At 63.9% G+C, this 11997-nt stretch carries 9 protein-coding genes; 8 read left to right on the top strand and 1 reads right to left on the bottom strand.

Translation table 11 applies throughout. The annotated features are described in order from the left end of the window. Positions 1–89: 89 nt before the first annotated feature. From ABHM97_RS04910 to ABHM97_RS04875, 8 genes are all read left to right on the top strand, one after another. Positions 90–782 carry a GntR family transcriptional regulator gene (locus tag ABHM97_RS04910; RefSeq protein WP_235519077.1) on the top strand — a complete coding sequence of 231 codons (693 nt, stop codon included), beginning with the start codon at positions 90–92 and terminating at the stop codon, positions 780–782. A 267-nt stretch (positions 783–1049) separates the two neighbouring features. Then, positions 1050–2051, top strand: coding sequence for a sugar phosphate isomerase/epimerase family protein (locus ABHM97_RS04905; RefSeq protein WP_349469819.1), 1002 nt, complete (start codon positions 1050–1052; stop codon positions 2049–2051). A 3-nt stretch (positions 2052–2054) separates the two neighbouring features. Then, positions 2055–3803 (top strand): dihydroxyacetone kinase subunit DhaL, encoded by a 1749-nt coding sequence (dhaL, locus tag ABHM97_RS04900; RefSeq protein WP_349469818.1) that lies wholly within the window; start codon positions 2055–2057, stop codon positions 3801–3803. Positions 3804–3805: 2 nt separating this feature from the next. Then, positions 3806–4288, top strand: coding sequence for a ribose-5-phosphate isomerase (locus ABHM97_RS04895; protein WP_257368839.1), 483 nt, complete (start codon positions 3806–3808; stop codon positions 4286–4288). A 2-nt stretch (positions 4289–4290) separates the two neighbouring features. Further along, positions 4291–5280 (top strand): 3-hydroxyacyl-CoA dehydrogenase family protein, encoded by a 990-nt coding sequence (locus ABHM97_RS04890; RefSeq protein ID WP_349469817.1) that lies wholly within the window; start codon positions 4291–4293, stop codon positions 5278–5280. Between the two features lie 20 nt (positions 5281–5300). Continuing rightward, the gene (locus tag ABHM97_RS04885) at positions 5301–6065 is read left to right on the top strand and encodes an SDR family NAD(P)-dependent oxidoreductase (RefSeq protein WP_349469816.1); all 765 of its coding nucleotides are present in this window, start codon (positions 5301–5303) and stop codon (positions 6063–6065) included. Positions 6066–6210: 145 nt separating this feature from the next. Continuing rightward, complete coding sequence (locus tag ABHM97_RS04880) at positions 6211–7560, top strand: MFS transporter (protein ID WP_235519083.1); 1350 nt, start codon at positions 6211–6213, stop codon at positions 7558–7560. A gap of 3 nt (positions 7561–7563) precedes the next feature. Beyond that, positions 7564–8367: a triose-phosphate isomerase family protein gene (locus ABHM97_RS04875; protein WP_349469815.1), complete on the top strand. Its 804-nt coding sequence runs from the start codon at positions 7564–7566 to the stop codon at positions 8365–8367. On the opposite strand, the gene ABHM97_RS04870 is transcribed toward ABHM97_RS04875, so the two are convergent. Further along, positions 8351–11938 (bottom strand): TM0106 family RecB-like putative nuclease, encoded by a 3588-nt coding sequence (locus tag ABHM97_RS04870; RefSeq protein ID WP_349469814.1) that lies wholly within the window; start codon positions 11936–11938, stop codon positions 8351–8353. The two genes, ABHM97_RS04875 and ABHM97_RS04870, sit on opposite strands and share 17 nt — an antisense overlap. Positions 11939–11997 lie beyond the last annotated feature (59 nt).

Here is an 11997-nt window from a genome sequence, read left to right as displayed (position 1 = left end):
CCGACGTCGTGGTTTAACGCGCCATCCCGGCGCAATGTGACGGAGGCGCCTACCCTGCCAGACGCCCGCGTTCCTATAGGATTTGTGGCATGCCTGATCCTTCCGTCGCCCGCGCCGGCTTTCCCGTTAGCCGCCAAGTGCTGGCCGACCACGTCTACGAAGCCCTCCTTGAATGGCTCATGGACGGCAGGCTGGAGCCGGGTGCGGCCGTCAGCATCGACGGGATGGCGCGGGAACTCGACGTTTCGCCCACCCCGGTCCGCGAGGCATTGGCGCGGCTGGAGCACACCGGCATGGTCCGGCGCGTCGCTTTGAAGGGTTATCGGGTGGCGCCGGTCTTCACCCGCGAGGATTTCGCGGAGCTGATGGAGGCGCGGCTCTCGATCGAACCGGTCAATGCCCGCCTGGCTTGCTCGCGCATGACCCCAGACGGTTTGGAAGCCCTCAAGAAAGCCGTCGAGGACCTGAAGACGGCACCCCGCGGCGGAACCTTCGCTGAGTACCGCAGCTACCTCGAGGCCGACGAACGCTTCCATCAGCTCATCGCCGCGCAGGCCAACAACCAGTTCCTCCTGGCGGCCTACAACACCCTGGGTGGGCAGATTCAACGCTTCCGGCTGTTCGGGGGAGTGGGCATCACCGATGCCGAGCAGGCTATTGCCGAGCACCAAGCCGTGCTGGAAGCCATGCTGAGCGGTGACCCGGAGAGGGCTGCGGAAATGATGGTCGATCACGTGGAGAAGGTGCGTGGCCGGGCCATGGCTGACGCGCCCGAGGACTGAGCCGCACCCGTTTTGATTGGCGGCGCACCTTTTTGCGCCTGCGCACCCGTTCGTGGTCTGCGGCGCACCCTTTGACGCCGTGTGCACCCGTGGCTAGGGGAGCGCTGGGCGGGAAGGGGTGCGCCAGTACGAACCCCCACCGCCAGTGACCCCCTTCACATACATATGTATGACATATAGGATCTAGGAAGTTTCCAAAAAGGGTTGACAGCATTGCTCGTATCGTAAATCCTATAGGAAACAGGATTCCACGAAGGAGTGATCATCATGGCGTACACCGCCGAGAATTGGCCCATCACCGCGGCCCTCCTGCAATTCCCCGGCACCGACGCCGAGGGAACACAGGTCAACGATGCCGACGCTTCAGTGTGGGCCTCCGTCCTCCAGGAAGTGAAGGACGCAGGTTTCGCGAACGCAGACCTCACCGACAGTTGGGTACGTCCCGGAGACCTCAGCAAAGAGCGCCTGGCGGAGTTCAAGCAGACCGCTGCCGAAGTGGGCATCGGCGTGCCCGTCATCTCCGCGATCCGCCGCAGCGTCATCCACCACACGGACTGGGCAGACAACCTCTCCTACAGCCACCGCACCATCGACGCCGCCGCGGAGCTCGGGTGCGAAGTAGTCTCCTTCGGCCTGCACCAGGCCATCACGCCGGAGCAGCAGAAACAGCTCTGGTTCTGGACCGTCGAGGGCTACAAAGACCCGGTGGGGGACAAGGAAGCCTGGGGCAACGCCGTGTCCCGCCTCCGTGAACTTGGCAAGCACGCCGCAGAGGCAGGCATCCTCCTCTCGCTGGAAATGTACGAGGACACGTACCTCGGCACTGCAGACTCCTCGGTCCAACTGGTCCAGGACATCGGCCTGGACAACGTGGGCCTCAACCCGGACCTGGGCAACCTCATCCGCCTGCACCGCCCCATTGAGGATTGGCGCGAAATGGTGGCCAAGACCCTGCCCTACTCAAACTACTGGCACATGAAGAACTACATCCGGGACGAAGACGTGACCCGGGACAGCTACATCACCATGCCGGCTCCGATGGAGAGCGGGCTCATCAACTACCGCGAGGCTTTCAAATTCGCGCTGTCGGTTGGTTTCCAGGGCATCCTCTGCACCGAGCACTACGGCGGCGACGGTCTGAGCGTCACGGCCAGCAACCAGGACTACCTGCGCAGGCACGTCCTGCCCAAGTCCGACGGCTATGCACTGGGCACCAGCCAGGTAGCGCAGGGACGCCAGGAACCAGCGACCCAGCTGGCAGGAGTCTAGGAAATGACGCAGATTTTCGACAACCCGGCGGACTTCGCCGACGAAGCGCTGGACGGCTTTGTTGCCGCCAACCGTGGCTACGTCGCCCGGGTGGACGGCGGCGTAGTCCGTTCCACCGAAGTCCCGTCCGGCCTGGTAGCACTGGTGGTCGGCGGCGGTTCGGGTCACTACCCGGCCTTCGCCGGTCTGGTCGGCCCCGGCCTGGCAACTGGCTCCGCATGCGGCAACATGTTCGCTTCACCGGCAGCGGGACAGGTGTACCGGGTGGCCAAGGCAGCCAACGCCGGAGGCGGTGTCCTCCTGAGCTACGGCAACTACGCCGGCGACGTCCTCCACTTCGGCCAAGCCCAGCTGCGGCTCAACGCAGAGGGCATCGAAACCCGCACCGTTACCGTCACCGACGACATCGCCAGCGCTCCCATCGACCAGCTTGAGAGGCGCCGCGGTATCGCCGGAGACCTCACGGTCTTCAAGATCGCAGGAGCTGCGGCCGAAGCGGGACTGGACCTTGACGACGTCGAGCGTTTGGCCATCAAGACCAACTACCGCACGCGTTCGCTCGGCGTGGCCTTCGACGGCTGCACGTTGCCCGGTGCCAGGGATCCGCTGTTCCATGTGCCATCCGGGCAGATGTCCTTGGGGCTCGGTATCCACGGCGAACCAGGAATCTCCGAGCACCCCATGCCCACGGCTTCCGAGCTTGCCGAACTCCTGGTGTCAAAGCTGCTCGCCGACAAGCCCGAGGACGCCGGTGACCGAGTGGTTGCCATTGTCAACGGACTGGGCACCGTGAAATACGACGAACTTTTCCTGCTCTTTGGCAAGGTCGAGAAGCTCCTCACCGCTGCCGGACTCACGGTGGTGGAACCCGAATGCGGTGAGCTGGTGACCAGCCTGGACATGTCCGGCCTCTCGCTGACGCTCCTGTGGTTGGACGAGGAACTGGAACAGTATTGGGCAGCGCCCGCCGACACCCCCGCGTTCCGTAAGGGAAGCATGGCCCCGCGCGCACCCCGCGTCGAGGCCGTGGTCGACGACGCCGGGACAGCCGACGTCGAACAGCCCACCGCGGCGGCCGCGGAACTCGGGCGGCAGGCCGTAGCCATCCTCGCCCAGGTGCGGGATGTGGTGGTGGAGCACGAGGAGGAACTCGGAAAGCTGGACGCCATCGCCGGAGACGGCGACCATGGCATCGGCATGCGCCGCGGTGTCGACGCAGCCGCTTCGGCCGGGGAGGCCGCAACTGGTTCGTCCGTGGCCCGCGTTCTGACCTCGGCCGGCGAAGCCTGGAGCGAGCGGGCCGGTGGGACGTCGGGCGCGCTGTGGGGGTCTGCAGTGATCGCAGCCGGGCAGTCGCTGGGCAACCGTGACAGCTACGCGTCGGAGGACGCAGCCGCAGCAGTGAAGGCCTTCGTGCGTGCCATTACCGAACTCGGCAAAGCCGACCCCGGTGACAAGACCATGGTGGACGCGCTCCTGCCGTTCCGGGCCACTTTCCTGGCAGAGCTCGACGGCGGTGCCCCCGTTGACCGGGCGCTGGCAGTCGCCGCCGCGGCGGCCGAGTCCGCTGCCGCGAGGACCGCTGAACTGAGGCCGCTGAAGGGCCGTGCCCGTCCGCTCGCCGAAAAGAGCCTCGGACATCCCGATCCCGGCGCGGTCTCCTTCGGACTGATCGTCACAAGAATCTCCAGCCACATCGATTCACTACTGGCCGCCGCCACTTCCGCGGTCCCGGCCGGAAACGGAGCCTGAACATGAGCAACAACCAAGGCTGGCGCATCGTCGTCGGCAATGATGAAGCCGGCGTTGAGTACAAGCAGGCACTCCTGGCCCTCCTGGAAGCGGATCCGCGTGTTGCGTCCGTGACAGACGTGGGAGTGGGCTTTAACGATTCCACGGCTTACCCGCATGTTGCCGTCGATGCCGCCCGCAAGGTGGCAGCGGGCGAAGCCGACCGGGCGCTGCTGATCTGCGGCACCGGACTCGGCGTGGCCATCGCAGCCAACAAAGTGCCCGGCATCCGTGCGGTAACCGCCCACGACAGCTACTCCGTGGAGCGGTCCGTCCTCAGCAACAATGCGCAGGTCCTGACGCTCGGCCAGCGGGTGATTGGCTTGGAACTGGCCAAAAAGCTCGTAGGGGAGTGGTTGGACCACCGCTTCGACCAAACCTCATCCTCCGCCGCCAAGGTGGATGCCATCTGCTCCTATGAGCCCGACTACACGAAGGCAGTCTGACCATGACCATTTCTGAAGCAAACGCAGGCCCGGCCAGTAACGCAGCCCGGAAGATCGCCGTCGTCGGTTCCGGCTACATGGGCGGCGGCATCGCCCAGGTCCTGGCCCTCGGCGGAGCGCGCGTGGCGCTGGCCGATGTTTCCGCCGAAGTGGCGCAGAAGAACTACGACCGGTTGTTGGAGGAATCGGAGCAGTTCATCGCCGACGGACTTTTCCCGGCCGGGTCCACGGAAATCCTCAAGCAGAACCTGTGGGCTGCCAAGGACATTGAGGAAGCCGTGGCCGATGCCGACTTCATCGAAGAAGCCGTCCCTGAGGTCCTGGAGATCAAGCACCAGACCCTTTCGCGGATCAGCGCTGCGGCCCGGCCGGATGCCCTGATCGGCTCGAACACGTCCACGATCTCCATTGCGGACCTGGCCGAAGCCGTGACCAACCCGGAACGTTTCCTGGGCGTCCACTTCTCCAACCCGTCGCCGTTCATTCCCGGCGTCGAGATCATCCCTCACGCTGAAACCTCTGCCGCAACAGTGTCCGCCTCCCGCGACCTCGTCCACGCAGCCGGCAAGCAGACCGCCGTCGTGAAGGACGTCACCGGGTTTGTCCTGAACCGCCTGCAGTACGCGCTGTTCCACGAGGCCGCCCAGCTGGTTGAGCAAGGGATCGCAACAGCGGACGACGTCGACACCCTGGTGCGTACGACGTTCGGCTTCCGCTTGCCGTTCTTCGGTCCGTTCGCCATTGCCGACATGGCCGGTTTGGATGTGTACAACTTCTGCTACAAGTCGCTGCAAACAGGCTTCCCGGAGCGCTTCGCGACGCCGAAGATCCTCTCGGACCTGGTCGAGGCCGGCAAGCTGGGCACCAAGACCGGCTCGGGCTTCCTCAACGTTCCCGCCGAGCGGACCCCGGAGCTCATCGCCTATCGCAACAAGGCCTACGTCGCCATGCAGAAGCTCATTGAAGAGCTCGGCCCGGCCCCCATCAACTAACACTTCACAGGAGAAGACCCATGACTTTCCCCGCATCACGCACCGCAATTGTCACCGGCGCAGTGTCCGAGCGCGGCATCGGCCGGGCCACCGTCAACTACCTGGCGGACCAGGGCTGGAACATCGGCATCATCGACCTTGACGACGCTGCCTGCAAGCTCGCTGCCAAGGAAATCGCCGCAGAATTCGGCGTGCAGGCCCATGGCGTGGGCGCGAACGTGGCCAGCGAAGCCGAAGTCCGCGCGGCCATTGACGAACTCGAAGCTGAACTGCCCCAGATCGTCGCTCTGGCCAATGTTGCAGGCGTCAGCTCGCCCATCGGCTACCTTGAACTTGAACCGGCTGAGTGGGACCGGGTCCTCAACATCAACCTCAACGGTGTCCACTACGCAACCCGTCGCGTGGCTGAATCCATGGTCAAGAACCGGATTGGCCGGATCGTGAACATCTCTTCCGTTTCCGCGCAACGCGGCGGCGGCACCTTCTCCAAAACCCCGTACTCGGTAGCCAAGGCCGGCGTCATCGGCCTGACCCGGGCAACAGCCCGCGAACTGGGCGAGTACGACATCACCGTCAACGCCATCTCTCCCGGCCCCATCGACACCGACATCATGGGCGGCACGCTGAGCCAGGAGCGCAAGGATGAACTCACCAAGGACCTCGTGGTGAACCGGGTGGGCTCCACCCGGGACATCGCCGCCGCCATCGCCTTCCTCATCAGCGAGGACTCCGGATACATCTCCGGCCAGACGCTGAATGTGGATGGCGGACTGTACATGCACTAGGACAGCCATGCGGACCTGGACCAGAGAACGCAAGATCTACCTTGCCGTGGGCATTCTCGCCTGCGCCGTGGGCATGGTGCTCATTTTCTTCCCGCGCTGATAGCGCCGCACCCATCAATTTGCTGTCACTCAAAGAGGAGTTTCAATGTCAGTAACCGCCAATTCCACCAAGGAGTTGCTGGATACGCCGGTCCTCAAATCGGCAATCTCCAAAGCATCCCGTCGGCTCATGCCGATGCTTGTCATCCTGTACGTGGTGGCTTTCCTGGACCGTACCAATGTTGGCTTCGCCGAAGCTGCGCTGGAAGTGGACAAGGGCATCACGGCAGGGGCTTACGCCCTGGGTGCCGGTATCTTCTTCATCGGATACGCCCTGTTTGAAATCCCCAGCAACCTGCTGCTCACCAAGTTCGGTGCCAAAGTGTGGCTGGCACGTATTGCGATCACGTGGGGCATCGTGTCGGCCTGCTTCGCGTTCGTGCAGGGCGAGACGTCCTTCATCATCCTTCGATTCCTGCTGGGTGTTACCGAAGCAGGGTTGTTCCCCGGCGTCATCATGTTCCTCGCGGCCTGGTTCCCGAACAAGGTCCGCGTGAAGATGTTCGCCATCTTCTACCTGGCCCAGCCGTTCTCGCAGATGATGGGCGCGCCGCTGTCCGGTTGGCTCATCAACATCGGCGACCAGGTTCCCGGCGTCGCAGGCTGGCAGGTCATGTTCTTCGTCGAAGGCATGCTCGCCGTCCTGGCCGGTGTGGCAGCCTACTTCTTCCTCATCAACAGCCCGCAGGACGCCAAGTTCCTCTCGAAAGAGGAAAAGAAGGCCTTGTCAGACGTCATGGCACTGGAAGACACGGTGAAGGAAGAAACAGGTCCCAAGGGCGTGCTGGCTTCCATGCGCAACGGCAAGGTCTGGTACTTCACCGTCATCTACTTCTGCCTTCAGATCGCCGTATACGGTGTCACCTTCTACCTCCCGCAGCAGGTGGCTCAGCTCACCGGCCAGAAGGTGGGCCTGGCCGTTGGCCTGATGGCTGCCATTCCGTGGTTCTTCGGCATCTTCGCCTGCTACTTCATTGGCAAAGCAGCCAACACTGTTGCCCGCCGACGCCGCTGGGGCACCGCGCTGTTTGTCTCCACTGGCCTGTGCATCTTCGGCTCCGCCTGGGCTGGTGCCAATCACTTGCCGGCCATCGGCATCATCTTCATCACCCTGGCGGTGTGCAGCTTCCTGGCGACGGGCCCCATCTGCTGGTCATACCCGACGGCGTTCCTCACCGGGACCGCGGCCGCTGCCGGTATCGGGCTGATCAACTCGCTCGGAAACCTGGGCGGATTCGTGGCACCAATCCTGCGGACTACCGTCAACGAGGTCACGGCTTCGGACACAGGCACCATGGGTGTCTACGCCTTGGGTGTTCTGCCGTTCGTGGCGGCACTGATGATGTTTGGCACCCGCGCCTTCACCAACAAAGCCGACGAACTGCTGGGCAAGTAGAAAATGCGCCCAGCTGCCTCCTCACCTTCGCCTGACGTCCTTTACATCGGGGTCAGCACCAAGATGTACATGGGCTACGCGCATTCCCTGGCGTGGTTGGAGCAGTTGGTTGCTGAAGTCGACGCCCGCCCGGCCCTTGCGGCCGGGCGGGTGGTCCCGTTTGTGATCCCGTCGTTTCCTGTATTGCCCGCCGCGGCCGCGATGACGGCAGGTTCTCCTCTGCTGCTCGGCGCGCAGAATTGCGGATGGGCCGACGGGCCGTGGACGGGGGAAGTCTCTCCCTCCATGCTGGCTGAGCTCGGTGTGGGCCTCGTTGAGATCGGCCACGCGGAACGGCGGCGGCACTTCGCCGAAGACGACCGTGTGGTGGCGCTCAAGGTGAGTGCCGCCGTCGATGTTGGCCTCACTCCGCTGCTGTGCGTGGGGGAGCCTGACATGGTGGAACCGGAGACGGCCGCAGAAACAGTGTTTCGGCAGATCACGTCAGCGGTGTCCGCCGACTGGTCGGTGGCCGCCAAGCTGGTTATTGCGTATGAACCTGTCTGGGCTATTGGTGCTCCCGAGCCGGCATCGGCCATGTATGTCTCCCGCGTGGTGGCTGCCTTGCGGGACTCGCTTGGCCAGCACGGACAGGACGGGCTGCCCATCATCTATGGGGGATCGGCCAAGCCGGGGCTGCTGCCTCAACTTACCGGGGTTTCCGGGCTCTTCCTGGGCCGCTTTGCGCACGACGCCACGAACTTCGGCCTGGTGCTGGACGAAGCATTGAGTTTCAGTACGACAGAGGTCCTTAACGGGCCTCTGTAGGGTCGTCAGCTGTGCTCACACTCCGCTGGCAGAGGGCCACGAAGCCGCCCAGGTTCTCCAGTCCCTCCGGATGGGTGGGGAGGTAGTTGGTCAGTTCAGGTGAACGCACGACGACGGCCCGCCACTTGCCGCGGGACACCGCCACATTGATCCGGTTGCGCAAGAGCAGGAACTCCATGCCCCGGGGAACCTCGGCGGCTGCCGAGGCGGCCATGGACACGATGACCACCGGTGCTTCCTGCCCTTGGAACTTGTCCACTGTTCCTACCCGAACGTGGAGAAGGCCCGCGGCCCGGAGCTCATGCTTGATGAGTTGGACCTGGGTGTTGTAAGCCGCGACTACCAGGATGTCGGATTCCTGCAGTGGCTTCGGCTCCGGGGCTTGCGAGGGGTCCAGCCATTCCAGTCCCAAATGGTCTTGGACTTGCCTGACCACTTCGGCGGCTTCTTCGGGCGAATTGCTCGAGTTCCCGGCGTGCGGGACATAGACGCAGGAGATCCCGGGACTCGCCCCTTCCAAGTGGCGTTCCTTGGCGGCAGGCGCTGCCTCGAGCCGGTTGTCGTACGAGAGCTCTGAGACTGCGCTGCACAGTTCGGGATGCATGCGCCAGGACAGGGCCAGGAAATAGCCCAGTTCCCGCGGCAAGGTATTGTAGCCATCGGACAGCCAGCCAAGCGCCGACTCGTCGACGGGTTCGGGATGTTTGCCCTGCGTGACCTGCGGCAGCTGCTGCGGATCGCCCAGGAGCAGGAGCCGTTTGGCTGCACTACTTACTGCCATGGTGTTAGCCAGGGAGAACTGGCCTGCTTCGTCGATGACCAATAAATCCAAGGAACCGGCCGGGACCTCCTTGCCAACCATGGTCCAGGCCGTCCCGCCGATCAATGCTCCGCCCGGCTTGGCGAGCAAGTCCTCAACGTTGCCTTTGCCGCAGTGCATCCATGGCACGGGGTTATCGTGCTTGACTTCCTTGGCAACCTGCCGGGGGTCCAACCCTGCTTTCTCCACTGCGGCGCACAGCATGTTTTCCACCACGGCGTGCGACTGCGCCACGACGCCCACCTTCCAGCCTTTGGCTACGAGCCGTGCCAGGACGTGGGCACCCACGTGGGTCTTCCCACTCCCCGGAGGTCCCTGCACGGCAAGGTAGGAATCGTCCAGGTCGGTTACGGCCGCAGTGATGGCGTCAACGTATCCGTCAGGCCCGGATTCCACGCGAGGCAGAGCGTCCAGGCTCCGTAGCTTGGGCGGCCTTCTCCGCACCAGGTCCAAGGCCGGGTCCTGTGGCCAGTCCGGCAGGGCGTCCTTGAGCTGTGTTGCCAGCGCGGCGAGGGCTGCCCGCTGGCCTTTCGTAGCGATGGGCGGATCCGGAGTCAGGGCAATGGGCAGTTGGCTGAACGCACTGGAGTCCTTGCGAAGGCCTTCGGTGATGGTGACCGTTTCGAAGTCCTGGTCCTCGCCAACTTCGGTGACCAGGGTCCCGTTCCAGCCGGCACGGCCCAGCACGGCCGATTCCTTCCCCTGCAAGCCGTCCGGAAGGGGCGAGCCATACATTCTGAAGTACTTCTTGCCGGCCTCGAGTCCTGCTCCGTCCCCCGAGCGGCCATAGAGCTTCACCGTCCGCGCCGGGTTGCTCCGGGGTGTCGGCTTGGCCCAGTCCTGGAGCAGCTCAGCGTGATCCACCACAAAGAGATCACGCTCATCCGGCCACTGCGAGGTGGGCTTTTCCAATCGGTCGAAGTGCCCCCACCAATGCTGCTTGTCCTCGCGGCGGTGGTAGCCCACTCCAGCTGCGACGATGCCAATGGCACGCGCATCCGCGGTGGATTTCTTATCCTCCGGTAGGCCGGCCAGGTAATCGAACAGGGATTTTTCTTCCGGGGCTGCTTCGTACTTCTCGGGTTCCGTATCCGGGGGAGCTGCTACGTCCGATCCGCCTGCCGGCTGGATGGAGCGTTCAGCCGCCCGGGCGAGAAGCCAGTTGCGCAGCTCCAGGGTTGAGAGGCAGTCGTATTCGTTGTAGTCCCGGATGCCCTCGAGGATTGCCGCCGCAGCGTCTGCTTCGCCAGTGTCCCGCGCCGTGCAGAAGTCCGCGTAGGCAACCACGGAGGCACCGGCGTCGGTGACGTCCCCGGATCGCAGATGCTGGCCCATGTACAGCGGTTCCAGTTTCTTGATGCTGTACGAGTTCTCGGAGACCCGGATGCTGTGCCGGACGGTGTCGAAAAGGTCCACCAGGACGCCCTCGCGCAGGAGGTCGTCGACGGCGGACTCGCCCACCACGTGCGTCAGGGAAAGGTTCCTGAGGGCCGTCTTTTCGTAGGCCGCGTAGTGGTAGATGTGCATCCCCGGATACTGTGCGCGACGTTTGGCCACGTAGTCCAGGAAAGCCACGAACGCGTGGCCTTCCTCGGCACGCGAGTGCGCCCAGAACGGCTTGAAGACCGGGGTGCCTCCAGGTTCCGCTGGGTTCTCGATGACGCCGAAGAGGTACTCAAACCCCCACTTCCCGGTGACAGGGTCCTGCCAGAGGGGGTCGCCTTCGAAGTCGAAGAAGATATCGCCCGGGTCCGGCACGGGGAGCCTGCCCAGAGTGTTGTCGGGAAGCACTGTGTAACTCACTGACTTGGCTTCGCCGGACTTGTCCGTGTAATTGACCGTTCCATCCGGTGTGCCTGTGCCGGTCTGCAGCTGGGCTTGCTCCCGGAGCCTGAGGAACATCGGGTCGCCGTCGGCAGGAGATGCTGCCAGTTGGTCGATAGTGGCGATCCCGGCCTCGATCAGTTTCTTCCGCCGGCTGATGCGCATTCCTGCCACCATCAGGAGGTCCCGGTGGAGCTGGACCTGCTCTGCACAGTAGTCGCAGCGGCCGCATGCGGAGTAGCGGGCGTCACCCCATTCGATGGGCCCGGGCTCCGCCATGTGCGCAGCGGTCATGCTAAGGAATCGTTCGCGGCGCTCGCGGAATACCGGGAGGACCTGCGACAAAAGGTGGTCGCTGTGGACGCGATTGCCCAGGACCAGGGTGATCGTGGGGTCAGGGGTGATGCCGGCTTGCAGCATTTGATCCCCGTACGCGGCCAATTGCAGCAAGGCCGTGACTTTCGCATGCCGTGCCAGCTTGGTGTCAAAGACTGCGTACATGCCACCGGAACGCTTCACCAGGAAGTCCGAACGGCCGTGGAACCGGCCATCGAAGAAGGCTGCCTGGAATACGATGTCCGCGCCGGATTTGAGGGCGTCGATGGATTCCGCATGCTTGGCCGAAAGGGTGGTGCGGTCCATCGCGTCGGCGGGGACGACGTCGTAAACGCCTTTTCCTGTCGCCGGGTCCCAGTGGCCGAACTCCGCCACGAAGTCATCCAGCACCTTGTGCTCGTGGACGTCACCCAGCGTTGCGGTGCGCTCCAGCATGGCGTCGGGCGGAAAGTCCGGCTTGGGGGTCCGGCCCAGCTTTTCATCGAGCTTCCGGAGCAACTGGTACTCGCAGGTTGCAGCGATGACGAGGTCACTGGCGGAAAAGACCAGGTCCTGCGGGGCGCCTGCGGTCTCGGAATCGAGAAAGAACACTGCGACCCACCTTCCTTCCATGCCATGGTTAAACCCTTGCAGCCAAGCTATCAGCGGGC

It is taken from the genome of Paenarthrobacter sp. CAP02 (assembly GCF_040137855.1).
Classification (GTDB): domain Bacteria; phylum Actinomycetota; class Actinomycetes; order Actinomycetales; family Micrococcaceae; genus Arthrobacter.
This window is presented reverse-complemented; position numbering and strand designations above follow the sequence as displayed.

Excerpts from the sequence above, each read along its gene's own strand:
- ABHM97_RS04880 (WP_235519083.1), top strand. The coding sequence starts at position 6,211 with ATGTCAGTAACCGCCAATTCCACCAAGGAGTTGCTGGATACGCCGGTC.
- dhaL (WP_349469818.1), top strand. The coding sequence starts at position 2,055 with ATGACGCAGATTTTCGACAACCCGGCGGACTTCGCCGACGAAGCGCTG.
- ABHM97_RS04910 (WP_235519077.1), top strand. The coding sequence starts at position 90 with ATGCCTGATCCTTCCGTCGCCCGCGCCGGCTTTCCCGTTAGCCGCCAA.
- ABHM97_RS04875 (WP_349469815.1), top strand. The coding sequence starts at position 7,564 with ATGCGCCCAGCTGCCTCCTCACCTTCGCCTGACGTCCTTTACATCGGG.
- ABHM97_RS04895 (WP_257368839.1), top strand. The coding sequence starts at position 3,806 with ATGAGCAACAACCAAGGCTGGCGCATCGTCGTCGGCAATGATGAAGCC.
- ABHM97_RS04890 (WP_349469817.1), top strand. The coding sequence starts at position 4,291 with ATGACCATTTCTGAAGCAAACGCAGGCCCGGCCAGTAACGCAGCCCGG.
- ABHM97_RS04885 (WP_349469816.1), top strand. The coding sequence starts at position 5,301 with ATGACTTTCCCCGCATCACGCACCGCAATTGTCACCGGCGCAGTGTCC.
- ABHM97_RS04905 (WP_349469819.1), top strand. The coding sequence starts at position 1,050 with ATGGCGTACACCGCCGAGAATTGGCCCATCACCGCGGCCCTCCTGCAA.